General features: G+C 73.7%; 25 protein-coding genes and 1 tRNA gene. 12 read left to right on the top strand and 14 right to left on the bottom strand.

Going from position 1 to position 22,176, the window contains the following annotated elements; translation table 11 throughout:
• Positions 1 to 10 precede the first annotated feature (10 nt).
• Positions 11 to 535 carry a PH domain-containing protein gene (locus H9640_RS06530; RefSeq protein WP_191789902.1) on the bottom strand — a complete coding sequence of 175 codons (525 nt, stop codon included), beginning with the start codon at positions 533 to 535 and terminating at the stop codon, positions 11 to 13.
• Between the two features lie 48 nt (positions 536 to 583).
• A complete protein-coding gene (locus tag H9640_RS06525; protein ID WP_191789901.1) occupies positions 584 to 1,213 on the bottom strand; it encodes a histidine phosphatase family protein in 630 nt (209 codons plus the stop codon).
• A gap of 217 nt (positions 1,214 to 1,430) precedes the next feature.
• On the opposite strand from H9640_RS06525, the gene H9640_RS06520 reads away from it, so the two are divergent.
• Positions 1,431 to 1,625, top strand: a complete 195-nt coding sequence (locus H9640_RS06520; RefSeq protein ID WP_191789900.1) for a hypothetical protein — start codon at positions 1,431 to 1,433, stop codon at positions 1,623 to 1,625.
• 8 nt (positions 1,626 to 1,633) lie between these two features.
• Here the strand turns inward: H9640_RS06520 and H9640_RS06515 are convergent, their stop codons facing one another.
• Positions 1,634 to 2,302, bottom strand: a complete 669-nt coding sequence (locus H9640_RS06515) for a GNAT family N-acetyltransferase (protein WP_191789899.1) — start codon at positions 2,300 to 2,302, stop codon at positions 1,634 to 1,636.
• A gap of 233 nt (positions 2,303 to 2,535) precedes the next feature.
• On the opposite strand from H9640_RS06515, the gene H9640_RS06510 reads away from it, so the two are divergent.
• Positions 2,536 to 3,843, top strand: a complete 1,308-nt coding sequence (locus H9640_RS06510; RefSeq protein ID WP_191789898.1) for an ROK family transcriptional regulator — start codon at positions 2,536 to 2,538, stop codon at positions 3,841 to 3,843.
• Between the two features lie 287 nt (positions 3,844 to 4,130).
• Here the strand turns inward: H9640_RS06510 and H9640_RS06505 are convergent, their stop codons facing one another.
• On the bottom strand, positions 4,131 to 4,673 hold the full coding sequence (locus H9640_RS06505; protein WP_191789897.1) for an ASCH domain-containing protein: 543 nt from the start codon (positions 4,671 to 4,673) through the stop codon (positions 4,131 to 4,133).
• Between the two features lie 86 nt (positions 4,674 to 4,759).
• A complete protein-coding gene (locus H9640_RS06500; RefSeq protein WP_191789896.1) occupies positions 4,760 to 6,604 on the bottom strand; it encodes an FAD-dependent oxidoreductase in 1,845 nt (614 codons plus the stop codon).
• Between the two features lie 75 nt (positions 6,605 to 6,679).
• Here H9640_RS06500 and H9640_RS06495 point away from each other — a divergent pair, with 75 nt between their 5' ends.
• From H9640_RS06495 to H9640_RS06485, 3 genes are all read left to right on the top strand, one after another.
• Entirely contained in the window at positions 6,680 to 6,853 is a 174-nt protein-coding gene (locus tag H9640_RS06495) for a hypothetical protein (RefSeq protein WP_191789895.1), read from the top strand.
• 146 nt (positions 6,854 to 6,999) lie between these two features.
• Entirely contained in the window at positions 7,000 to 7,434 is a 435-nt protein-coding gene (locus tag H9640_RS06490; protein WP_191789894.1) for a hypothetical protein, read from the top strand.
• 11 nt (positions 7,435 to 7,445) lie between these two features.
• Positions 7,446 to 7,706 (top strand): metal-sensitive transcriptional regulator, encoded by a 261-nt coding sequence (locus tag H9640_RS06485; RefSeq protein WP_138826660.1) that lies wholly within the window; start codon positions 7,446 to 7,448, stop codon positions 7,704 to 7,706.
• Here H9640_RS06485 and H9640_RS06480 read toward each other — a convergent pair.
• Both H9640_RS06480 and bla read right to left on the bottom strand, forming a co-directional pair.
• A complete protein-coding gene (locus H9640_RS06480) occupies positions 7,703 to 8,290 on the bottom strand; it encodes a DUF6993 domain-containing protein (RefSeq protein WP_191789893.1) in 588 nt (195 codons plus the stop codon). The two genes, H9640_RS06485 and H9640_RS06480, sit on opposite strands and share 4 nt — an antisense overlap.
• Positions 8,287 to 9,219, bottom strand: coding sequence for a class A beta-lactamase (bla, locus tag H9640_RS06475; protein ID WP_191789892.1), 933 nt, complete (start codon positions 9,217 to 9,219; stop codon positions 8,287 to 8,289). The genes H9640_RS06480 and bla overlap by 4 nt, the downstream gene beginning before the upstream one ends.
• A gap of 72 nt (positions 9,220 to 9,291) precedes the next feature.
• Between bla and H9640_RS06470 the strand changes: the two genes are divergently transcribed.
• The 3 genes from H9640_RS06470 to H9640_RS06460 all read left to right on the top strand — a co-directional run bounded on the left by H9640_RS06470 (position 9,292) and on the right by H9640_RS06460 (position 11,853).
• Positions 9,292 to 10,227, top strand: a complete 936-nt coding sequence (locus tag H9640_RS06470) for a LysR family transcriptional regulator (RefSeq protein WP_191789891.1) — start codon at positions 9,292 to 9,294, stop codon at positions 10,225 to 10,227.
• Positions 10,220 to 11,122 (top strand): serine hydrolase, encoded by a 903-nt coding sequence (locus H9640_RS06465; protein ID WP_191789890.1) that lies wholly within the window; start codon positions 10,220 to 10,222, stop codon positions 11,120 to 11,122. Before H9640_RS06470 ends, H9640_RS06465 begins: the two co-directional genes overlap by 8 nt.
• Positions 11,123 to 11,244: 122 nt before the next feature.
• A complete protein-coding gene (locus H9640_RS06460; RefSeq protein ID WP_191789889.1) occupies positions 11,245 to 11,853 on the top strand; it encodes a DinB family protein in 609 nt (202 codons plus the stop codon).
• 101 nt (positions 11,854 to 11,954) lie between these two features.
• Here H9640_RS06460 and H9640_RS06455 read toward each other — a convergent pair whose 3' ends face one another.
• Positions 11,955 to 12,224 carry a hypothetical protein gene (locus H9640_RS06455; RefSeq protein WP_191789888.1) on the bottom strand — a complete coding sequence of 90 codons (270 nt, stop codon included), beginning with the start codon at positions 12,222 to 12,224 and terminating at the stop codon, positions 11,955 to 11,957.
• A gap of 147 nt (positions 12,225 to 12,371) precedes the next feature.
• Here H9640_RS06455 and H9640_RS06450 point away from each other — a divergent pair, with 147 nt between their 5' ends.
• Positions 12,372 to 13,043 carry a DsbA family oxidoreductase gene (locus tag H9640_RS06450; RefSeq protein WP_191789887.1) on the top strand — a complete coding sequence of 224 codons (672 nt, stop codon included), beginning with the start codon at positions 12,372 to 12,374 and terminating at the stop codon, positions 13,041 to 13,043.
• Positions 13,044 to 13,260: 217 nt separating this feature from the next.
• Entirely contained in the window at positions 13,261 to 13,419 is a 159-nt protein-coding gene (locus tag H9640_RS06445; RefSeq protein ID WP_191789886.1) for a hypothetical protein, read from the top strand.
• A gap of 149 nt (positions 13,420 to 13,568) precedes the next feature.
• Here the strand turns inward: H9640_RS06445 and H9640_RS06440 are convergent, their stop codons facing one another.
• The 5 genes from H9640_RS06440 to H9640_RS06420 form a co-directional block, all read right to left on the bottom strand.
• Positions 13,569 to 14,405: an ABC transporter ATP-binding protein gene (locus H9640_RS06440; RefSeq protein ID WP_191789885.1), complete on the bottom strand. Its 837-nt coding sequence runs from the start codon at positions 14,403 to 14,405 to the stop codon at positions 13,569 to 13,571.
• Between the two features lie 2 nt (positions 14,406 to 14,407).
• The gene (locus H9640_RS06435) at positions 14,408 to 15,487 is read right to left on the bottom strand and encodes a FecCD family ABC transporter permease (RefSeq protein ID WP_191789884.1); all 1,080 of its coding nucleotides are present in this window, start codon (positions 15,485 to 15,487) and stop codon (positions 14,408 to 14,410) included.
• Positions 15,484 to 16,542 (bottom strand): FecCD family ABC transporter permease, encoded by a 1,059-nt coding sequence (locus H9640_RS06430; protein WP_191789883.1) that lies wholly within the window; start codon positions 16,540 to 16,542, stop codon positions 15,484 to 15,486. Before H9640_RS06430 ends, H9640_RS06435 begins: the two co-directional genes overlap by 4 nt.
• 13 nt (positions 16,543 to 16,555) lie before the next feature.
• Positions 16,556 to 17,614: an iron-siderophore ABC transporter substrate-binding protein gene (locus H9640_RS06425; RefSeq protein WP_191789882.1), complete on the bottom strand. Its 1,059-nt coding sequence runs from the start codon at positions 17,612 to 17,614 to the stop codon at positions 16,556 to 16,558.
• A 357-nt stretch (positions 17,615 to 17,971) separates the two neighbouring features.
• Positions 17,972 to 18,940, bottom strand: a complete 969-nt coding sequence (locus H9640_RS06420; RefSeq protein ID WP_225226806.1) for a DNA-3-methyladenine glycosylase family protein — start codon at positions 18,938 to 18,940, stop codon at positions 17,972 to 17,974.
• A 272-nt stretch (positions 18,941 to 19,212) separates the two neighbouring features.
• Here H9640_RS06420 and H9640_RS06415 point away from each other — a divergent pair.
• Positions 19,213 to 19,287, top strand: a tRNA-Gln gene (locus tag H9640_RS06415).
• An 84-nt stretch (positions 19,288 to 19,371) separates the two neighbouring features.
• Positions 19,372 to 21,624: a hypothetical protein gene (locus H9640_RS06410; RefSeq protein WP_191789881.1), complete on the top strand. Its 2,253-nt coding sequence runs from the start codon at positions 19,372 to 19,374 to the stop codon at positions 21,622 to 21,624.
• 66 nt (positions 21,625 to 21,690) lie between these two features.
• Here H9640_RS06410 and H9640_RS06405 read toward each other — a convergent pair.
• Positions 21,691 to 22,176, bottom strand: a 486-nt coding sequence (locus tag H9640_RS06405) for an ester cyclase (protein ID WP_225226805.1), incomplete at its 5' end; no start/stop codon positions are given.

Below are 22,176 nucleotides of genomic sequence, written 5' to 3'. Positions count from 1 at the left end.
TCAGCGCGCATCAGGCGCGCCGCGGCTCGGCCGGGGGCCACTCGCCGTCGTCCGAGCCGTCGTCGGCCGCGAACAGCAGCTCGTGCAGCCGGACCTGAACCTCCTCGACGTGCGGGACGTCGGGCAGGGTCATGCCGGGCTTGGCGGTCGCGTCCGAGATGATGAGCGTCCCGCAGCCGAACATGCGGTCGACCAGGTCCTTCTCGTACGTGACGTCGTTGATGCGGTAGAGCGGGATGTCGCGGCCCGTGCGCGTGAGGATGCCGGTGCGTGTCGACAGGCGCTTGGTCGTCACCGTGTACTTGGTCGTCAGCCAGCGCAGGTGCGGCACGACGACCCACACGAACGCCGCGACCGCCGCCACGCCGAGCGTGCCCCACAGGATCACGGGGTGCTCGGGGGAGAACCAGAGGATCGCCGCCGCCGCGGCCACGATCAGGACCAGGACCAGGATCGGCAGGAACAGGGCCTTGGGGTGGGTCCGCAGCTCCATGACGACGGTCTCGCCCTCGGCGAGGTTCTTGTTGACGCTCATGGGGAGCATCGTGCCACCCCGGGTGGGTGTCGCGGCGCGGTGTCCCGGTCAGGCCGTCGGCAGGTTCCACCCCTCGACCGTGCGCAGGCCGTGCCCGTGGCCGAGCAGGCTGATGCTCGCGGTGCCCAGCTCGAACCGCGCGGCGGTCGCGGGTCCCAGCTCGAGCCAGACCGCGGCGAGCACGCGCAGCAGGTGACCGTGCGCGACGAGCAGGACGTCGCCGCCGTCGCGCAGCACGGGGTCGACGCGCCTGACGACTGCCCGCGCCCGGTCGGCGACGTCGTCGAGCGTCTCGCCCTGCCGGGTCCCCGGCTCGCCCGGGGCGCCCTCGGCACGGGGCACCACGTGCACGCCGTCGCGGAAGATCAGCCAGTCGCGCCCGATCTCCTCGCTCACGTCGTCGGCCGTGCGGCCCTCGACGGGGCCGTAGTCCCACTCGGCGAGGTTCGGTTCGGCGACCGCGTCGGGGTAGCCCGCGAGCTCGGCGGTCCGCCGGGCGCGCAGCAGCGGGCTGCGCAGGGCGAGGGCGAACGAGCGTCCGGCGAGGAACGCCCCGGCCGCCCGGGCCTGGTCCTCGCCGAGCGGGGTCAGGGGGATGTCGCTCGTGCCGGTGTGCTGGCCGGAGCGGCTCCACTCGGTCTCACCGTGCCGCAGGAGCACGAGCTGGGGGTCGGGCATGGGGTCCTCCGGGGTCGGGGTGCTGTTCCGAGCATCCCCCAGGCCCGACGGCGGAGCACCCGCTGGGCGGCGGTCGTAGCCCGCGGACGGGTCGCCCGGGGGACGGGCCGGGCGCCGCCGAAGGGCCTCCGGCGGCGGGCGCACGGGGAGGCCGCGGGCGGGTGTGACCGAGTCGGGGGTCGTCCTGGAGCCTGTTCTGGCCCTAGGCTCGTCCGTCATGACCACCTACTCGATCCTGACGGCGACCGCTGCGCTGCGAGGCGAACCGTTCGAGGCCGAGACCGACGAGGCGGCGCTCGACGTCGTCCGGTCACGCAAGCGGAGCGGGAACCTGCCGCTCACCTCGTTCTCGTTGCAGACCTCGGACGACCGCACGGTCGCGTCGTGGAGCGGGGCGCACGAGGTCGTCTGACCCGCTGGCTACCCGGCGCGCAGCGCGTCCGTCGAGGTGTCGTCCGCCCTGGCCGCGTCCTGGACGCCGAGCGTCGTCCCCAGGGTGAGCCCGCCGTCGTCGGGGTCCGAGAGGGGGGCGAGGCCCAGCCGGGAGTAGAACGCGATCGCGCCGTGGTTCTCGGCGCCGACGCCGAGGTGCAGGCCCGGGACGCCGAGGTCCGTGAGCTGGCCCGTGAGGTGCTCGATCATGCGTCGTCCCCAGCCGGTGCCCTGCGCCTCGGGGAGCAGGTCGATGTGCAGGTGCGCGGGGTGCGTCGCGGGCTCGGTGAGCCAGGGTCGCGGCGTCGCGGCGGTGCGGTCGTGGATCTGGCGGACCAGGCGCGCGTCGGGCGTGGGGTCGGCGGGGTCCGGAAGGGGGTACCGCTCGCGCAGGAACGGCCACCACTCGCGCTCGCGCCACTCCTCGAAGGCCAGCGTGTCGCGGCAGCCGATCACGTAGCCGACGACGCGGTCGTCGTCGGTGACGAGCACGCTCACGAGCGACGGGTCGTGGGCTGCGTAGGGCGCGGCGTAGATCTCGCCGAGCAGGCGTGGGTCGGAGTAGACGGCGGTCGCGTCGCGGCCGTTGTCTCCCGTGCGCAGGCAGATGTCGTACAGCGCGTCCAGGTCGCGGGGCGCGTAGGGCCGGATTCTCACGGTGGTGCTGTTCCTCGGGTCCGGGGGGTCGTCGGGCGCTCTCCCGGTCGCGTCTTCTCGGCGGGACCTCGTGCGGCGGACGGCGGGGGATGTGCTGCCAGTCAAGTTTACAGACGATCATCGGGCGCCCGGTGCCGGGGTGGTCTCGGTGGGATCTCGATGCTGCCCCGGGTTTCGGGCACGCTTGAGCCCGAGCACCGCGGACGCCGGGGCCGGAGGAGGAGAACGACGTCGTGAGCACGGACAGCACCAAGAGGGTCGGCAACGCGACCGTCCTGCGCGCCCTCAACGACGGGGCCGCGCTCGAGGCTCTGTTTCGTCACGGGCCCATGACCTCGGCCGGCCTCCAGGAGATCCTGGGTCTGTCCAAGCCGGCGACCGCGACCCTCGTCGCACGGCTCGAGGCCGCGGGCCTCGTCGAGCGCTCGGGACACCGCGATGGTCGGCCCGGACCGCGCGCCGTCGTCTGGACGTTGCGCGGCGCCTCCGGGTACGCGGCCGGTGTCGACGTCACGGTCGGCCAGGTGTCGGTCGTGGTCGCCGACCTCGCCGACAAGGTGCTCGGCAGGTCGGAGCGCGCGGTCGTCTGGACCGCCGACGAGCACCTGCCGGGCGTGCTCCCGCCAGGCGCGCATCTCGACGTCGTCAGGGCCGTCCTGGACGAGGCCTGCGTACGGGCCGGGATCTCCCGGGCCGACCTCCTCCAGGTGGTCGTCGGCTTCCCCGGGTCGGTCGACCCGGCTACCGGACGCCTCGCGTACGCCCCTCACCTCGCGGTCTGGAACGACCAGGACGTCGAGGCGCAGCTCGCCCAGACGCTCGGCGCGAGGGTCGCGGTCGAGAACGACGTCAACCTCGTGGCGCTCGCCGAGCTCGCGCGCGAGGACCTGGCCGACGTCCGGGACCTGTTCGTCCTGTGGGTCGACCAGGGCGTGGGATCTGCGACCCTGCTCGACCGGCGGATCCGCCGAGGTCGCCACGGCGGTGCGGGCGAGATCGACCAGGTGCCCGTCCCCGACCCGGCCCGCCGGGGGTGCGAGGGCCGGAGCACGGTCGCCGACCTCGTCCAGCTCGACGCCGTCGCGCGCCTCGCGCAGGCCTACCGCCTGGCGCCGTTCGACGCCGCGCCCCTCGACACGCTGCGCATCGCCCCGGCCTCGGCGGGACGGGGGTCCGACGTCGCACGCAGCCCGCAGGTTCGCGAGGCCGCGTCGCGCGTGCTCGCGGCGGCGGCCCTCGAGCCGACGGGCGACGCGGGGGACTTCCTCGACGACCTCGCCCGGCGCCTCGCGGTCGTGCTGAGCATGGCGATCGGGGTCCTCGACCCCGACGCGGTGGTGCTCGGTGGCGAGGTCGCTGCTGCTGGTGGGGAGGCACTGCGGGGCCGGGTCGCCACGGCGCTGCACACCGAGCACGGGGCGCCGACCTCGGTGCTCCTGTCCACCGCGCAGGGCGACGGCGTGGTCGAGGGGGCGCTCGCGGCGGCCCTCGACCACGCCCGGCGCCGCGTCTTCGGCGCGGGGAGCGTCACCGCGTCCTGACCGGCGGACCGTTCGACCGGGCCGTCGCCCTACCCCGTGGTCCGCATCTCGCCGGACGAGGTCCGCAACCCGATGCCTCAGGCGACGCCGTCGATCCCCACGATCGACAGGAAGACCACGAGGGACCCGAGCAGCACGACGGCGACACCGACCGAGATCAGCAGGACGGTACGGGGACGGACGGGCATGGGGCTCCTGCCGGGCTGGGGTCCCGCGCACGGACGTCCGCGCGCGGTGAAGGGAACCGGACCATCGTAGGCAGGATCCGCGGCTGCCGGCGCGGACCGTCAGGCGTCGTGGGTCGAACGGTCGGCGAGCTCGGGCGGCCAGACCACCTGGAAGCGTTCGAGCACGATCTCCTCGTCCTCGGACCACTGCGCACCCCGGGCCGCGCACGTGCGGATCCAGTACTTCCTGTGCTCGCGTCGCCAGCTCTCGAGCGACCGGTCGTCCTCGCCCTCGTCCCACGCGAAGGCCGCGTCCACGGAGCCGAACGTCCCGAGCCGCAGTTCGATGCTGCGCAGGATCACGCGAGGGTGCCCGGCGCCGTCGCACGCGACCCAGTGCGACCCGACGCGCGGGAGGGCGTCGCCGCGGGCGGCGAACTCGGAGGCGAGCTCCGCCGTCGCGCGCTTGGCGCCGTGCGTGACCTCGCGCAGCAGGGCGTCGGAGAGCGTCGGGGAGTCGCCGAACCGCTCGACCGTGTACTCACCGCACAGGGCGACCGCGTCCGGGTGCGCGGCGGCGTAGTCGGCCCAGAACGCGTCGCCAGCGAGGGTGTCGACGGGCGGAAGCTCGGTGGGCGGGTGGGGAGCGAGGGCGTCGGTCATGCCCGATGGTCCCATCGGGCGCCGTGCCTGGCCGAGGCATTTTCGACCGGGCGAGGGGGGGGCGGGGGCCCCCCCCCCCCTCCCAGTCAGGCTCTGGACGCCGCGAGCTCGTCGGTGCGGGCCGTGCGGCGGGCGAGCGTCCCGTCCCGCCACGTGAGGTAGCCGCCGTCGAGGTTGCGCACGTCGTACCCGAGCTGGGTCAGCAGTCGCGCGGCCGTGTGCCCGCGCTGCCCCACCTGGCAGTGCACGACGACGGGGGCCCCGGCGGGGATCTCGGCCGCGGCCCGGTCGCGCAGCTCGTCGAGCGGGACGTTGAGCGCGGGCAGCGTCTCCGCGCCCTCAGGGCCGTCAGCAGCGCGCACCTCGACGGTCCCGCGCGCGTGCTCGCCCGGCGTGCGGACGTCGACGACGGTCGCGCCCTGGGCGACGAGCGCGTCGAGCTCGTGCCACTGGACGCTGCGGGTCTCACCCGCGCGCAGGTTGTCGGCCACGTAGCCCAGCATGTTGACGGGGTCCTTGGCCGAGCCGTAGGCCGGGGCGTACGCGAGCTCGAGGTCGGCGAGGTCGGAGGCCGTGAGCCCGCCTGCGATGGCCGTGGCGAGCACGTCGATGCGCTTGTCGACGCCGTCGCGGCCGACTCCCTGCGCGCCGAGGATCAGGTCGGTCTCGGGGTCGACGAGCAGCTTGAGGGCCATCTGGGTCGCGCCGGGGTAGTAGCCCGCGTGCTGCGCGGGGTGCGTGTGGATCGCCCGGTAGGGGCGCCCCTCGGCACGCAGGCGCTTCTCGTTGCGCCCGACGCTCGCGGCCGTCAGCCCGAACACCCCGACGACGGCCGTGCCCATCGAGGGGCGCATGCCGTTGCGGCGCCCCAGGATCACGTCGGCGACGTGGCGCCCGTGCCGGTTGGCGAGGTTCGCGAGGGGGATGAGGGTGGTCGGCTCGTCGCCGGTGGACGAGGCGTCGGAGGTCGTCGCGGCGAGTGCGTCGCGCTTGGTCGCGGCGTCGCCCACGGCGTAGACGTCGGGCACCGAGGTGCGCAGGTCCTCGTCGACGAGGATGCCGCCGCGCGGGCCGACCTGCGCTCCGGCGAGGACCGCGAGCTCGACGTCGGGGCGGACGCCGATCGCGGCCACGACGAGGTCGGCCGGGACCGTGCCACGCGGCGAGCCGTCGGCCGAGGACAGGTCGGCCGTGTCGGGGCCGAGCGCACCGACCTGCGTCGAGGTGCGCACGTGGACGCCGTGGGCCTCGAGCTCCTGCTGGACGCGGATCGCCATCTCGGGGTCGAGCGGGGCCAGGACCTGGTCGGCGAGCTCGACGAGCGTGACGTCGAGACCACGGTGCACGAGGTTCTCCGCGACCTCGACCCCGACGAACCCGCCGCCGATCACGACGGCCGAGCGGGCCGGTGGCCGGGCGGGCGACCGGCCCGGTGACCGGACGGGGCCGGGCATGGTCGTGGCGCGTGAGCCGGCGGGGTCCGTGCCGTCGATCGTGCCGTCGATCGCGGCGACGATCCGGTCGACGTCGGCCACGTCGCGCAGCACGAGGGCGCGCTCCATGCCGGGCGCGGGCGGGACGATCGGGCGGGCCCCGGGGCTCAGCACGAGCCGGTCGTAGGTCTCGACGGACTCCTCGCCCGTGGCGAGGTCGCGGACCGCGACGGTGTGCGCGTCGGCGTCGACGCCTGTGACGCGGTGGCGGACGCGGACGTCGATGCGGAAGCGGGCGGCGAGCGACCCGGGGGTCTGGAGGAGGAGCGCGTCGCGGTCCTCGATGACTCCTCCGGCGTAGTAGGGCAGGCCGCAGTTGGCGAACGAGACGTGATCGCCGGCCTCGAGGACGACGATCTGCGCGTCCTCCGACAGGCGACGAAGACGGGTCGCCGCGGACATGCCTGCCGCGACGCCTCCGACGATGACGATCTTCATGCTTTCCTCCTGGGGGTTGGGAAGCACTATACCCCCGGGGGTATAGTGGGACCACGTCCACCAAGGAGGAAAAGCGTGTGTAGAGCGGTGACCTGCAAGAAGTGCGGCAAGACGACGTGGGCCGGCTGCGGCCAGCACGTCGACCAGGTCATGCGGGGCGTGCCCCGCGCCGACCGCTGCGAGGGCCACGCGGCCGAGGCCAAGGCACCTGCGCAGGGGTCCTTCCTCTCGCGCCTGTTCAAGCGCTGACCCCCCGACCCGACGACCACGAGGAGAACCACCATGTGCAGCCCCGCCCGCTGCGGAACCTGCCGCAAGATCACCTGGACCGGCTGCGGCATGCACGCCGACGAGGTCCTCGCCGAGTTCGAGCCCTCCGAACGCTGCACCTGCCGATGAGCCCGGCGCCCCGGCGCGCCGTGCCCGACGCCGTGCTCGACGCCCTGCCCGTCCAGGTGCGCCGACCTGCGTGGGGGAGGCGACGGCTCGTCGTCGCCGCCGCCGTCGTTCCCGGGCTCCTCGTACTGCTCGTGGAGGCGGGCGGTGGCTGGACCTCCGGCGTCGCACCCCTGTGGCTGGGGCTGCTCGCGGCCGTGGCAGTCGTCGGCGGCCTCACGCTCGCGAGCTACGTCCCGGCCCGGGGCGAGTCCTGGCGGGATACCCTCGGGTGCTCGCCGTGCGCCGTCGTCTCGGGCGGCACGGTGCTCGCCGCCGTGTTCCTGGTGGGCCAGGCGCCGCACCAGACCGGGATGGTGGCGCCCGCGCTGGCTGTTGTCCTGTTCGGGCTCGTGCAGCGCACGAGCAGCACGCGCGACGCGTGCGTGCGATGAGAGGGAGAGTCATGGAGCTCGACAAGGACGAGATGAAGAAGGTCTCGAACCGGCTCAAGCGTGCCCAGGGGCAGCTTGCCGCGGTCGTGCGGATGGTCGACGACGGCGGCGACTGCGCCGACCTCGTGATGCAGCTCTCCGCGGTGTCCAAGGCGCTCGACCGCGCCGGGTTCGCGATCATCGCGTCGGGCATGAAGCAGTGCCTCACGGACGAGGAGAACGGCACGGCGGACGTGCAGAAGCTCGAGAAGCTCTTCCTGTCGCTGACCTAGTGCGAGGGCATCTCGAGGCAGCCGCCGTCGGCGATCGGGCCGCCTGACTCCAGGGCGAGCGCGCCCGGCCGGACGTCTCCGAAGACGCACCCGCCCGGGACGCTCACGCCGATCCCGAAAGCCGTCGTGCCGTCTCCCCAGACGTCCGTGTCGCCCGTGGTCTGGATCGTGGTGAAGCCTGCAGCGGTCAGGGCGTCGACGACGTCCTGCGAGCCGAACGTCGCACCCGACCCGGTCAGCGCCGCCAGCGCCGCCTCGACCGCCGGGACCGAACGCGCCGCGAGAGCCGCGTCCTGCGGGCTGGAGACCCGCTGCCGGTACGCGTCGTTCGAGCGCATGAGCGCGTCGGGGTCGTACGGCACGCAGCCGGTCGGCAGGTGGCCGTCGGTCGCCGGGCAGGCCCCGGTCGGTGACGGCGAGGCCGTCGGTGAGGCCGGGGCGGCTTCGGCCGCGAACCGGTTCCCCGAGCGATCGGCCCAGTTGTCGAGCTGCAGCGCGACCGCGCCGAGCACGAGGACCGCCCCGAGCGCGCCGACCGCCACGATCGTGGCCAGGCTCCCGAGGACCCAGCGCCCTGCGCTCACGAGGCCACGACGAGACGGGTGATCGCGGCGACGGCCTCGTCGTCCCCGGTCGCCGTCGGAGAGTCCGCGCGGGTCATGACGACGAGGGTCGTCGGCTCGGCGCCGGGCCGCCACAGGACGCCCGCGTCGTTGACGACGCCGTAGTCACCTGCGCCGGTCTTGTCCGCGAGCTCGTAGGTGCCGTCGAGGCCTGCGCGGAACCGCTTGCCGGACGTGGTGCTCCGCAGCATCCAGTCACCGAGGCGCGCGGTGGTCAGGGCGCCTGCTCCGCGCTCGAGCAGCAGCGCGGCGTAGATGCGCGCGACGTCGTCCGGCGTCGAGGTGTCGCGGTCGTCTCCCGGCGTCGCCTCGTTGAGCTGCGGCTCGATCCGGTCGAGACGCGTCGCGCGCGCGCCGAGCGAGGCGGCGAAGGTCGTGACGGCCGTCGGGCCGCCGATCTCCCGCAGCAGGAGGTTGCCCGCGGTGTTGTCGCTGAAGCGGAGCGCGGCGTCGGCGAGCTGCGCGGGGGTCATGCGCCAGGTCGTCGTCGCGGACGTCACGGGGGAGTTCTCGACGAGGTCCTGTGGGCCGAACGCGATCTCGTGCGACCAGTACGCGTCGTCGTAGGCCTTGTCCGCGAGCAGTGCCCCCACGGCGATCGGCTTGAACAGCGAGCACATCGGGAAGCGCTCGGCCGCGCGGTAGCCGTAGTCGGCCCGGCCGCCGCCACGCACGCTCACCCCGACCGTGAGCGACCGCGACCGTTCGAGGTCGCGCAGGGCCTCGTCGAGTTCGGGTCGTCCGGCTGCCGACGGCGATCCGGAGGCCGGGGCGGCGACCGCAGGGTCCGTACCGTGCGGAGAGCAGGCGGCCGTGAGCCCCGCAGCGGCGAGCAGGGTGAGGACGGATCGGCGGGAGACCGCTGGGGCGGTCGTGTCTCGAGGAGTCATGCCACGAGTCTCGGAGCGGTGATCGATGCAGACAAAGCACGAAATGCCCCTATCGATGCGAGAGTGGCATCCATGGGTCGATCACTCGATGTCCTGGCAGCGTGCGAGGCATTCGTCGCCGTCGCCGACCGGGAGAGCTTCACGGCCGGTGCCCTGGCAGCGGGCATCAGCCAGTCCGTGGCGAGCCGACGCATCGGGGCCCTCGAGGCCCATCTGGGCGGACGGCTCTTCGACCGGACGTCGCGGCGGGTCGCGCTCACCGGGCTCGGCCGCGGCGTCCTGCCCGGCGCCGCACGGCTCGTCGGTGCGGCCGCCGACCTGGTCGACGACGCCAGGCGCTCTCGTTCGCGCCCGCTGAGCGTGGGCGTCCCTCCGTCGGTGCCACCGCTCGTGCTGGCAGAGCTGTGCGCAGCCGGTGCTGCCGGGCGGCTCCCGCTGGCCCCTGTCGCGGGGAGCCCTGCGGAGCGCGCCGAGGCGTTCCGTTCCGGGCGTACCTCGCTCTTCCTCGAGAACGTCCCCGCGGACCGGGCGCGCTGGATGGCACGGCTCGGGGTCGGCTCCCACCCCGACGACGACGCGACAGGGACGTTCCACCTGGCCGAGCTGCGCCCCTCGCGCGGACGACCGAACGGAGCGCTGCGACGGCTCTGGCTCCAGCCCGAGGACGACGTGCCCCACGTCCGCGACCGGATGGAGCGGGCCCGGGACGAGGCGGGGCTCGCTCCCGTCCAGGTCCGCGTCGCGGAGTCGACCGTGCGAGCGCTGTCCGAGATCCTCGTGTCCGACGACCTGGTCCTCTGCACACGACCCGAGGCCTCGACCTATGACCTGCGGTGGCGCCCCCTCGGTGACCAGCAGCTCGTGCGGGCGTACGCCGTGGGCGCGGCCGACGAGAGCCTCGCGGCGCGGTTCGTCGCACTCTGCTCGGCTGCGGTCGTGACCGTGCTCGGGGCCGACGACGCGAGCGCCCGTGCGACGCAGACCGGGCTGGAGCCCGTCCGTGGGTGATGGGTCGGTGGTCGGGGAGGCCGTCCGGGTGCTCGACGCAGCGGGGCTCCGGGCCTCGGTCCTCGTGCAGGATCTCGGGACGGGCAGGGAGCTCGCGATCGAGCCGGACGTGGCCTACCCGCTCGCCTCGGTCGTCAAGCTCCCGCTCCTGGTCGCGGTCCTCGAGCGGGCAGCAGCGGGGACGATCGACCTGTCGACGGTGGTCACGCTCGGCCGCTCCGAGCGGACGCCGGGGCCGACGGGGCTCTCGCAGTTCGCCCATCCCGCGAGCCTCGCCGTCGAGGACCTGCTGTACCTCGCGACCTGCCTGAGCGACGACACCGCGGCCGACGCCCTGTTCGCGCTGTGCCCACCGAGCGAGGTCAACGCCACGCTGCGCGCGCTCGGGATCACGGACGTGACGCTGCGGCACCCCATCCACGAGCTCCACCGCACGCTCGCGAGCCGCCTCGGCCCGGACGAGCTGCATCTCGCCCTCTCCCTGGCCATCCGTTCGACGACCGAGGGACGGGGGCACCTCGTCCCGCAGCTCGACGTCTCGCAGGCGAACGCGGGCACGACCCGGGGGCTTGTCCGGCTGCTCCGTGAGGTGTGGACCGGACAGCGCCTCGACCGCGCGACGGTCGAGAGGACCCGTGCGCTCCTGGCCAGGAACGTCCTGCGGAACCGGCTCGCACCGGACCTCGAGAGCGACGCGTCGACCTGGTCGTCGAAGACCGGGACGTTCCTGCACCTGCGGCACGAGGTCGGGGTCCTCGAGCACCACGACGGCTCGACGTTCGCGATCGCCGTGCTGAGCGAGTCCACGGTGCCCGCCCGGATCCAACCGGCGGCCGAGCAGGCCCTCGGCTTCGCCGCCCGCTCGCTCCACGACGAGCTGCGCTCGCGACGCTGAGGGGGCTCCCGCAGGCGGACAACCTGCGCCCCGGGGGATGATCGCGGAGGTGAGCAGGACGCCCGGGGCGCGTGACGTCGTCGGGCACGAACGAACCCCGACCTCGCACCTAGGAGCCACCCATGAGCGACGACGCGACCTACGGCAGCCCCGTGTTCGACTGGTCCGTGCTGACGGTCCCGACCCCGCTCGCGATGGTGCGCGGGCAGCTCGGGTTCTCGTGGCTCGAGGTGCTGGGACGGCTCGTGACCCTCGACCAGGACGAGTTCGAGTGGGAGCCCGCGCCGGACGCGCTGCGCGTCGTGCGGCGCGGGGAGGAGCGCTCGCCCCGGACGCTCGGGGTCGGCGAGTGGGTCATGGAGTGGCCTGAGGGGTCGGACTCGCCGCAGCCGCGGACGATCGCGTGGCTCGTCGCGCACCTCACCGAGGCGTTCTTCGAGCGGTGGGAATGGACGTTCGGCGACCGCATCGCCCGGCGGGACGCCGTCGCGTTCTCGGGCGAGGTGGACCCTGCGATCGAAGGTCTGACGCGCTGGGTCGACCTGTGGCGCACCGGCGTCGACTCTCTGCCCGACGACGAGGTGTTCACGGTCGGGCTCAGCCAGGCGACCGAGATCGACGCCCAGGCGCCGTTCGGGCACCTCGTGCTCCACATGAACCGCGAGCTCATCCACCACGGCGCCGAGATCATGGTGCTGCAGGACCTGTACCGGGCGCGGCACGCGGACTGAGTCACCCCGACGACGGCGCGCCACCCCACAGGGCGGCGCGCCGTCGTGCTCCGCGGACAGGACCGTAGCCGTCCTCTCGGCGACGTCGCCGAGGTCGTCGGTCAGCGCCGGGCGATGAAGTGGTACTCGCCGCCCGCGTACGTGCAGGAGCCGACGATGTACCCGCGGTTGCGCCACTCGGCGCGTCCCGCGTTGCAGCTCGCCAGCGTCGTGAAGCCACCGACGACCTGTGAGCTGAGGAGTGCGACCTGCCCGCTGAGAGGTGTGGCCTGGCCGCTGAGGGGCGCCGCGCTCGCCGGAGCCGCAGCTCCGACCAGAGTGGTGACCCCGACTGTTGCGGAGACGAGGGCTCCGATGACCTTGTTTCGCATGTTCTCCCCTGATTCATCCGAATGCCCCGTAGTGGGCACGACGCCCATCGTCGTCACAGAGCTGGACGGCCCGCAACCGGAGAGGCGTCGGCAGGATCACACCCTTCCGGGGGAATCCCCGGCCCGTCGCCGCGGTTGAGAACGGGCATGAGCGAAAAGGTGAAGGTCGACATCTGGTCCGACGTTGCGTGCCCCTGGTGCTACGTCGGCAAGCGCCGTTTCGAGACGGCGCTGGCCGGGTTCGCGGGCCGCGACGACGCCCCCGAGGTGGAGATCGAGTACCACTCGTTCGAGCTCGCGCCGGACACCCCGGTCGACTTCGAGGGGACCGAGGTCGACTTCCTGGCCAAGCACAAGGGCATGCCCAAGGGGCAGGTCGAGCAGATGCTCGGACAGATGACGACGGTCGCCGCTGCGGAGGGCCTCACGTACGACTTCGACGCCCTCCAGCACACCAAGACCCTCAAGGCGCACGAGCTGCTGCACCTCGCGAAGTCGCGCGGCAAGCAGGTCGAGATGAAGGAGCGCCTCCTCAAGGCCTACTTCGAGCAGGGACGCCACGTCGGCCGCATCGACGAGCTCGTCGCACTGGCGACCGAGGTCGGGCTCGACGCGGACGAGGTCCGCACGGCCCTCGAGAACGGCGACTTCGCGGACGACGTCGAGCAGGACATCGCGCAGGCGCGCGCCTACGGCATCAGCGGCGTCCCGTTCTTCGTGTTCAACGGCAAGTACGGGGTCTCGGGCGCGCAGGACCCGGCCGTCTTCACGCAGGTCCTCGACCAGGTCGTCGCGGACGCCGCCGAGTCCGTGGCCTGACGCCCCGGTTCGACCGTGGCCTCGGACGCCTCCACCTACCACGTGGAATGCGACCGAGATCACAACAGGAGCGGTAGCGAATGCGACCGAGTATCAGCCAGACTGTCGGAAACCCGCAGCGTCGCTGGTCCCGGTGGCCCCGCAGGCGTCCGCCCGTCGAGACGGCCGGCCATCCCACCACCCACGAGCACCGCAGCACGTGACATCAGGAGATCCCATGACTGACACCCAGGAAAACCTCTTCCACTCGATCGCGAACCCGCGCCGCACGACCCTCATGACGGTCTCGGCCGCCGAGGCCGCCGCGCCGTTCACGATGGTCGGCAGCGACGACGGCGCTGTGTGCGTCGACGGGGTGTGCGCTCTCCCCGAGTGATCACCGGCCGATTCTCGGCCTACCGCCGACAGATGCCCGGCCCGGCCCTGCGCCGGGTGTGACGAACGGGTCGCCGCGTGCGACCGCTGACCACCCGTTCGTCACACCCGGGGCGGGGCCGCGCCTGTCTGATCGGCAGCGCGAGCGACTCAGCCCCGGTGGTGGCGGCCCATCGGCACGAGCGTCGGGGTCCCCGTGATCGGGTCGGGCACGACGAGCGAGTCCAGGCCGAACACCTCGCGCACCATCTGCGCGTCGACGACGTCGCCCGGTGCCCCCTCGGTGTGCACCGTGCCGTCGCGCATCGCGACGAGGCGGTCGGAGTAGCGGCACGCCATGTCGAGGTCGTGCAGCACCATGACGACCGTGGTCCCGCGCGAGGTGTTGAGGTCGACGAGGAGGTCGAGCACGTCGATCTGGTGGGCGATGTCGAGGAACGTCGTCGGCTCGTCGAGCAGCAGCAGGTCGGTGCGCTGAGCGAGCGCCATGGCGATCCATACGCGCTGCCGCTGCCCGCCCGACAGCTCGTCCACGGACCGCTCGGCGAGGTCGAGCGTCCCGGTCGAGGCGAGCGCGTCGGCCACGGCCTCGTCGTCGTCCGCGGTCCATCGCCGGAACCAGCCCTGGTGGGGGTAGCGGCCGCGACCCACGAGGTCCGCGACGGTGATGCCGTCGGGGGCCACGGGACTCTGCGGCAGCAGGCCGAGCGTGGTCGCGACCTGCTTGGTGGGCAGCGTGCGGATGTCCTCGCCGTCGAGCAGGACGGCCCCGCCCACGGGCTTGAGCAGGCGCGCGAGGCCGCGCAGCAGCGTCGACTTGCCGCACCCGTTGGAGCCGACGATCGACGTGATCTTCCCGGCCGCGATCGTGAGGCTGAGGTCCTCGACGACGAGGCGCTCGTCGTAGGCGAGCGACACGTGGTCGGCCGCGAGCGTGTGCGTCCCGGCGGTGCGCGCGCCCCCGGAGGTCTCGGGGTGGTCGGTCATTCTCAGCCTCCGCGTCCGGAACGGTTGGTGCGCACGAGCAGCCACAGCAGGTAGGGGGCGCCGACGATGCCCGTGACGACGCCGACGGGCAGCGTCACGTCGGGGATCGCGAACTGTGCGACGAGGTCGGACCCGAGCACGAGCAGCGCGCCCACGAGGGCCGCGGGCACGAGCGCGAGCCGCCCGTCGCCGAGCGTGCGGCGCGCGATGGGGGCCGCGACGAGCGCGACGAACGCGACCGGGCCCACGACCGCGACGGCCGAGCCCGCGAGGCCCACGGCCACGAGGATCAGCAGGAGACGGGAGCGTTCGACGCGGATGCCGAGCGCAGCCGCGGCGTCGTCACCCAGCTCGAGCGAGCGCAGCCGCGGAGCCAGGTAGGCCGTGAGCGGTGCGAGCACCACGAAGCAGACGAGCAGCGGGTTGAGCGTCGACCAGTCGGAGCGGGCGAGCGAGCCCGTGATCCACACGAGCGCGGCCTGCGCGTCGCGCACGTCGCTCGTCGTGAGGACCCACGAGACCACGCTCATGCACAGGGCCGCGACGCCGATCCCGATCAGGACGAGCCGGTACCCGGCCACGCCGCCGCGCCACGCGAGCAGGTAGATCGCGACGGCCGCGACGAGCGACCCGACGAGCACCAGCCCCGTGAGCGCGAGCCCGCTGATGCCCAGCACGACGACGCCCAGGACTCCCGCGGCGCTCGCGCTCTGCGTGATCCCGATGATGTCGGGGCTCGCGAGCGGGTTGCGCACGATCGACTGGAAGAGCGCGCCCGACAGGCCCAGCGCGGCCCCCACGACCAGGGCCGTGAGGAGACGCGGCAGGCGCAGCTCGACGATCACGAACTGCGTGAGGACGTCGGCGCGGCCCAGGACGGTGTCGAGGATGCCGGACAGCGGGACGGACGCGTCGCCCAGCGTCATCCCGACCGCGGCGAGCACGACGAGCGCGACCGACAGGCCCGTCACGAGCCGCGCCTCGCGCGAGCGCCCGCGGTGACGCGAGGCCCGGGCGACGTCGACACCCTGGTGGGCGGCGCCGTCGGGCAGGCCGTGCGGGGCCGTGGCCGGGGCGCTCACAGCGACACCGTCTTCCCGCGCCGCACGAGCGCGATGAACAGGGGTGCGCCCACGACCGCCGTGACCACGCCCGCCTGCAGCTCGCCAGGGCGCGCCACGACGCGCCCGATCACGTCGCACCCGATGAGCAGCACGGGCGCCGCGACGGCCGCGTACGGCAGCACCCACCGGTAGTCCAGCCCGACGACGTAGCGCGCCACGTGCGGGACGACGAGCCCCACGAAGGCCACGGGTCCCACGGCCGCGGTCGCGGCCCCGCACAGCAGCACGATCGCGACGCCAGCGACCACGCGCGTGCGGGTCACGTCCTGCCCGAGGCCGCGTGCGACGTCGTCTCCCAGGGCCAGGCCGTTGAGCGAGCGTCCGAGCGCGAGCGCCAGCACCAGGCCCACGACGACGAACGGCAGCACCTGCCACACGACGGCCGAGCCGCGCGCCGCGAGCGATCCGACCTGCCAGAAGCGCATGAGGTCGAGCGCGGCGCGGTCGACCAGGAGGACCGCCGTCACGACCGACGTCAGCGCCGCCGTGACGGCAGCACCGGCGAGGGCGAGCTTGACCGGGGTCGCGCCCTCGCGCCCCACGCTCGCGACCCCGTAGACGATCGAGGCAGCGACAGCGGCTCCGACGAACGCGAACCACACGTAGCCGCCGACCTGCGAGACCCCGAAGAACGAGATCGCGCCGACCACGAAGAGCGACGCGCCCGCGCTGATGCCGAGCAGGCCCGGGTCGGCGAGCGGGTTGCGCGTCAGGCCCTGCATGAGCGTGCCCGCGGCGCCGAGCGCGGCCCCCGCGACGAGGCCCACGAGCGTGCGGGGCACGCGCTTCTCGATCACGACGAGGTGGTCGGGGTTGGTCGGGTCGTAGCTCGTGAGGGCGTCCATGACGACGCTGAGCGGCAGGGCGTTGGCCCCGACCGCGAGGCTCAGCGCGCACACCGCGGCGAGCGCCACGACCAGGACCACGAGCCCGACGACGAGACGCCGAGCACGGGCCGGGCGACGAGAGGTCGCCCGGCCCGTGCCGGCGTCTGTGCTGTGGGTCGTGCTCATGAGTGGTGTGAGACTACGACACCTTCTCGGCGGCGGTCGCGAGCTGCGGCACGTACTGGTCCAGCATCCACGGGATGGACAGGACCGTGGGGGCGCTCGACGCCATGACGAACGACTCGCCCACGATCGGGGCGAAACGGCCCTCGGCGACCGCGGGCATCGCGGCGATGACCGGGTCGGCCACGAACGTGTCGACGTCGGCCTGCGTCGCGAAGTACATGATGAGGACGTCGGTCTCGATCTTGGAGACGTTCTCGTAGCTCAGCGGGTACCAGAAGGTCCCGGACGACGGGTCGGCGTCGAGCTCCGCGACGCTCGGCGAGAGCGTCATGCCGAGGTCCTCGACGACCTGCACGCGCGGGTCCCCGGCGCGGTAGACGTTGAGCTGGTCGGCCGTGTTGGCGGCCGCGTAGAAGAAGGACTTGTCCTTGATGACCGGGTAGGCGTCCGACTGCGCGGCGATGCCGGCGTCGGTCTCCTCGAGCAGGGCGTCGGCCTCCTCGGACAGGCCCAGGGCCTCGCCGACGATGTCGAGCTGGTCCTGCCACGACAGGGACCACGGCTCGTCGGGGTACGCGACGACGGGTGCGATCTTGGAGAGCTTGTCGAACTCCTCCTGCGTGATGCCCGAGTAGGGGGCCAGGATGACGTCGGGCTTGGCGGCCACGACCTCCTCGAACGGCACCTCGCTCGTGTCGCCGCCCGAGAGGAGGGTCGGCGTCTCGGCGCCCATCTCGTCGAGCGTCGAGGCGACCCAGGGGAGCACGCCGTCGGCGTTGCCGCCGTACTTGTAGGCGGGCATCGCGACGGGCACGACGCCGAGCGCGAGGACGGCGTCCTGCGTCGACCAGCCCCAGGTCACGACGCGCTCGGGCTTCTCCTCGATGACGGCCTCGCCGAGAGCGCTGTCGATCGTCACGGGGAAGGCGCCCTCGGACGCGGTGCTGTCGGCTGCGGGCGACGAGGCGTCGCCGGTGGACCCGCCGGAGCAGGCTCCCAGGGCGAACGCGGTGGCGACGGTCGCGGCGACCAGCGCTGCGGGCCGGAGCCGTCGAGAGACGGTGCGAGACATGATGCTCCTCGGTCGGTGCTGCACGGGGGTGGTGGTGCTAGAGGTAAGGCTAACCTCATGACCTGGGAGCCCTCGACGAAGGGGGCCCGCGCGACCCAGTGGGATGGTTCACAACGTGCTGTCATCTCCCGGCCGGGGTGTGTCGCGGAACTGCCGTCCGGGGGTGGTCGGTGTGCTGGTGCCGAGCACGAGGTTGCGGTCGTTATGACCGGCTTGGTGACCGCAACCTCGTGCTCGACCGCACGGAACCTCGTGCTCGGCAGTTCGATGTCAGCCGCACGGTCGACCGACGCCCACCGCATGGTCGGCGGTGAAGGGCCGGAGGGTCGGCTCGTCGACCACCCGACCCCGACCCGCTCAGTTCCCCCGGTGGTCCTGGATCGAGAGCCTCGGACCGCGCCGCGGCGCGTGCCCCAGTCCCGACACCTCGAGCAGCCGCACGACCCGGTACCGGTGCGGCGCGTAGGGCGCGAGCAGCGCCAGCATCCCGGCGTCGTCGGTCCGTTCGCCGGTCAGCGCCCACCCGACGGCCTTGGCCAGGTGGAAGTCCCCGACCGACACCGCGTCCGCGTCCCCGAGCGCCCGCTGCGCCACCTCCGCGGCCGTCCACACCCCGACCCCGGGCACGAGCTGCAACCGCGCCTGCGCCGCGGCCGGGTCCATCACCGCGCACTCCTCGAGCCGCCGGGCGACGCGTGCGCACTCGACGACGGTCCGCGCCCGCCGCGGGTCGACGCCGGCCCGGTGCCAGTCCCACGTGGGGATCGTCGCCCAGGTCCGTGCGTCGGGCACCACGCGCATGCCGTCGGGCGCAGGCCCCGGCGCGGGCGTCCCGTAGCGAGCGAGCAACCAGCGCCACGCGTGGTGCGCGGTCACGACCTGCACCTTCTGCTCCAGGACGGCAGGCACCAGGGCCTCGAGCACCCGCCCGGTGCGGGGGACACGCAGCCCGGGGTGGCGGCGGTGCGCGTCGCGGAGGCGAGCGGGAGGCTCGAAGGAGGCTGCGTCGTCGGGCTCGCCGAGGAGCGACGGGAGCGACGCGGCGAGCTCGCCTGCCCCCGGCCCCCACGCCTGCCCGACGACGTCACGCGCCCCCGCCTGCACCAGCCGGTAGGTCACGGGGCCGGTGGGGAAGAGGCTCGTGCGCCAGGTCCCGGCGTGCGGGCCGCCCGGCACGACGCGGAACGTGGGGTCGTAGGGGCCGCGGGCGAGCTTCGCGAGCGTCGACCGCAGGTCGAGCGGGCGCTCGGAGCGCAGGGCGAGGGGGAGCGGGTCGGCCGGTCCCGACCGGACGAGCGCCGGTGCGGGGAGCGGGGACGCGGTCATCGCCCCAGTGTCGCACCGCCACCTGGGCCCTCGGCCTGGCTGGCCGCCAAGCAGGTTCGCCGAGAACGGGATCGAGGTCGCCGTGAGCCCCGGAACGACCGCAACCTCGTTCTCGGCGGCCCGGGCGGCCCGGGCGCACCGGGCGCACCGGGCGGCCCGGTCGGCTCAGCCGGCGGTCAGCTGTGCGGCCAGGCCCGCCCGGTCGATCTGCCCGCGGCGCGCCGCAATGCCCTTCCGCGGAACCTGTCGGCGTTGCTAGGGTCCGAGCCTCACGACGTGTAGCTCAGCAGGAGAGCACCGGGCTCTGGTCCCGGAGGGCGCGGGGGCAGTACCCGCCACGTCGGCCATCGCCATCGTCGTCGTCGCCGTCGCCGTCGCCGTCGTCGCCGGTGTCGCTCGGCGTCGGCTCTGCAGGAGAAGGAGAAGCGACCGTGTCGTACGCCCATGACCGCCTGGCGGCCGCGCTCGTCACCGCGGCGGCCCATCATGACGCCGAGACGCGCACACGTGCGGCAACTCGTGTCCGGGACTGGTCCCGGCACCTGAGGGCCGTCGCCCGGGGCGATGTCGAGGTCGGCTCCCGAGCCCCCGCCAAGGAGTTCCCGGCGTGGGTCACGCTCGACGTCCTGCACGGCGGCTTCGCGACGGGAGAACCGTCGGCCGGGGGTGCCCTCTCCTCCGAGGAGCGGCAGACCGCGCGCCGTTGGGGTGTCTCGGAGACCCGCCAGGCGCTCCTGGCGGGGGCGCTCACGGAACGCGGTCTTGCCGACCTCGACGAGATGCTCCGCTCGGGCCGGTTCACGGTCGTGCACCCCGAGAACGCCGCCCTCCTCGTCGTGGCCTGGCTGGTGCGCGCCGGGGACATCGACGGGGCGGCCCGTCTGGTCGCGGAGATCGCGCCCTACGGGGACCGGCTCCGCTTCCTCCCTGCTGGCCGTCCGGTCTCGGTGACGCCCGGCGGAGTCGTCCACCGATACACGGCGGGCGACGTGCACGAGCGTCTCGTCCGTCGCCGGCCCCACCGGCAGGTGGAGGCGCAGCGCGAGGCGCTCGACGTCTGGAACCCGTTCGCCGACCGTCTGCTGGCGCTCTGGGTGGAGACGGTCGAGGACGGCGTGGTCGACGCTGTGCGGCCTGCGGGGTGGCGCGACCGGGTCCGGGCGGCCGCACAGGAGCACGCGACGCTGAGCGCTGAGCACACGCTGTGCACCGCGCACGGCAACCCCAAGAAGAACCTCGGCGCGCTCGTGCGGGCCACGAGGTCCGTGGCAGCGGGCGCGCCGCTCGTCGCCAGGGACCGGGGTCGTCTCCAGGCCGCTGTCGACGGCATGACGAGGAAGCGAGGGGCTCCGGGCTCCTCGTTGCTGCAGGCGATCCGAGAGGCCCAGGCGCACGCGGGGGAGGCGCCCTCGCACGCGGCCGTGGCCGGGATCGTGGCCGGGCGGGTTGCACGGCGCCCGGCCTGGTCCGGGATCGAGGACGTCGACGCCCTCGTGACGCAGGTCGCTGCGGACGAGGAGACACGCCACGTTCCCGCAGGGACGGTCGTGCCCCGGCAGATCGCCCGGGTCGTCCGCCTCGCGCGCTCCGCGCCGCTGGACGACCTCCTGTGCGAGGGGGACGTGCCCTCCGCGGAGGTCCTGGCGCAGCTCGTCCCTCAGGTGGCCGGTGCGGTGGTCTCCCGCGGGTTGGACGACGACCTGAGCCGCGTGATTGCCGAGAGCTACCGTGCCTTCCGGGCCCGGCGTTCGGTGCTCCTGCGCAACCTCGCAGCGCAGGTGCGCTTCGCGGAGCTGCCCTGGGTCGCGGCAGTCGACGGGCACAGGGCCTCAGGGTCGGTGGGAGCTCCCGAGGGGCTCGCTGTCGCGAGGGAGTTGGCGGGCTCGTGCTTGAGGCGCTTTCCGGAGCGCATCGTGCCGAACACGCTCGTCGTCGAGCTGGAGGCGCTGCTGGCGGACGCCGGCATCGACTCACCACTCGTCCCCGAGCTCGCGGCGGACATCTTCGAGGGGGCCTTCTCGCGCCGGTTCATCGAGGCCGCGTCACGCACGAGCGAGATCGCCGGGGCGCTCTACCAGGACTACTTCGGGATCCGCGAGGATCTCGCGGAGGTCGTGCGGGCCGCCGGCGGCCCGCGGGCGCGCACGTGGTTCGCGGACCTGTGCCGTCGGCGGGCAGCGGCGATCGGGGCGTCGGACGCGGACCTGCGGTTCGTCGTGAACGGCATGGTCATCGAGCAGGCGCAGATCCTCACGACGCACAACCTCGCGGCCCTGGTGTCTGTCGGGGCGGTCGCGCCGGACGACTTCGGCCCGCTCGCGCGAGCGGCCTTTGCCGAGGCGCGTCGGGGGGTTGTTGGCGGGCGCACCCAGTGGTCGCGCGGCGACCGGCACGCGGCGGCGAATACGATCAAGAACGCCGCGTACGCGTGGCGGCAGTCGGTGTTCTTCCTCGCGGGGGCCCGGCCCGACGAGCAGCACGAGCTCGTCCACTGGTTCGGGGCCGTCACGTCGGCGCACTCGGACGAACAGGCGGCCGCGCTGGGGCCCGTGGTCGCGGATCTCGCACGGGTCCTCGCCGGTGGGCCGCGTCCATCACTCCCATTCGTCGGGTGGGCCGCGGGTCCGCACCCGATGCTCGTCGATGTCGTGCCCGCGCCGGGGCGCAGGATCGACGAGCGCTGAGGACGGGGCCGATCTCGGAGCGGCCTCGACTCCGTTCTCGAACGGTTCGGGAGAGGTCCGCGAGGCTCAGCCCGCAGCGAGCTGCGCGGCCAGGCCCGCCCGGTCGATCTGCATCCAGTGCTCGACGATCCGTCCGTCCTCGACCCGGTACACGCAGCTCGCGACCTGGACCACGGGTCGCCCCGTCGGGGCGTGGCCGTCGATCTCTCCCAGGTGGTTCCCCTCCTGGGTCCAGCGCACGTAGACCTTGTCGCCCGCGGCGAGGACCTCGTCGATCGTGAGCCGGAACGGGCCGTAGGCCGCGATCATCTCCTCGACGTGCTCGGCGTACTGCTCGGGCGTGCGTTCGACCGTGGTGGGGTCCTCGGCCTGGACCTGGTGCGCGCGCACGAGGGGGGCCATGAAGTCGCCCGCCCGGTGCGGGGCCGTGCCCGAGCGGACGACGGCGAAGAACTCACGGACCAGGGCCTCGGGTGGGGGAGTGCTCAGGGGACATCCTGCCGAGCCGCCGCCCGGTCCGGCGGCGTTCGTCCAGAACGGGTTTGGGGGGGG

The organism is Oerskovia gallyi (genome assembly GCF_014836745.1).
Taxonomy (GTDB): Bacteria; Actinomycetota; Actinomycetes; order Actinomycetales; family Cellulomonadaceae; genus Oerskovia; species Oerskovia paurometabola.
Note: the sequence above shows the minus strand (reverse complement) of the source record. Positions and strands in the feature narration are given on the sequence as shown.

Bases quoted from the DNA above. Each gene is read 5' to 3' on its own strand.
- H9640_RS06425 (WP_191789882.1), bottom strand. From the start codon at position 17,614: ATGTCTCGCACCGTCTCTCGACGGCTCCGGCCCGCAGCGCTGGTCGCC.
- H9640_RS06440 (WP_191789885.1), bottom strand. From the start codon at position 14,405: ATGACCGACCACCCCGAGACCTCCGGGGGCGCGCGCACCGCCGGGACG.
- H9640_RS06470 (WP_191789891.1), top strand. From the start codon at position 9,292: ATGGGTCGATCACTCGATGTCCTGGCAGCGTGCGAGGCATTCGTCGCC.
- H9640_RS06460 (WP_191789889.1), top strand. From the start codon at position 11,245: ATGAGCGACGACGCGACCTACGGCAGCCCCGTGTTCGACTGGTCCGTG.
- H9640_RS06430 (WP_191789883.1), bottom strand. From the start codon at position 16,542: ATGAGCACGACCCACAGCACAGACGCCGGCACGGGCCGGGCGACCTCT.
- H9640_RS06520 (WP_191789900.1), top strand. From the start codon at position 1,431: ATGACCACCTACTCGATCCTGACGGCGACCGCTGCGCTGCGAGGCGAA.
- H9640_RS06450 (WP_191789887.1), top strand. From the start codon at position 12,372: ATGAGCGAAAAGGTGAAGGTCGACATCTGGTCCGACGTTGCGTGCCCC.
- H9640_RS06455 (WP_191789888.1), bottom strand. From the start codon at position 12,224: ATGCGAAACAAGGTCATCGGAGCCCTCGTCTCCGCAACAGTCGGGGTC.
- H9640_RS06445 (WP_191789886.1), top strand. From the start codon at position 13,261: ATGACTGACACCCAGGAAAACCTCTTCCACTCGATCGCGAACCCGCGC.
- H9640_RS06505 (WP_191789897.1), bottom strand. From the start codon at position 4,673: ATGACCGACGCCCTCGCTCCCCACCCGCCCACCGAGCTTCCGCCCGTC.
- H9640_RS06485 (WP_138826660.1), top strand. From the start codon at position 7,446: ATGGAGCTCGACAAGGACGAGATGAAGAAGGTCTCGAACCGGCTCAAG.
- H9640_RS06525 (WP_191789901.1), bottom strand. From the start codon at position 1,213: ATGCCCGACCCCCAGCTCGTGCTCCTGCGGCACGGTGAGACCGAGTGG.
- H9640_RS06530 (WP_191789902.1), bottom strand. From the start codon at position 535: ATGAGCGTCAACAAGAACCTCGCCGAGGGCGAGACCGTCGTCATGGAG.
- H9640_RS06500 (WP_191789896.1), bottom strand. From the start codon at position 6,604: ATGAAGATCGTCATCGTCGGAGGCGTCGCGGCAGGCATGTCCGCGGCG.
- bla (WP_191789892.1), bottom strand. From the start codon at position 9,219: ATGACTCCTCGAGACACGACCGCCCCAGCGGTCTCCCGCCGATCCGTC.
- H9640_RS06490 (WP_191789894.1), top strand. From the start codon at position 7,000: ATGAGCCCGGCGCCCCGGCGCGCCGTGCCCGACGCCGTGCTCGACGCC.
- H9640_RS06420 (WP_225226806.1), bottom strand. From the start codon at position 18,940: ATGACCGCGTCCCCGCTCCCCGCACCGGCGCTCGTCCGGTCGGGACCG.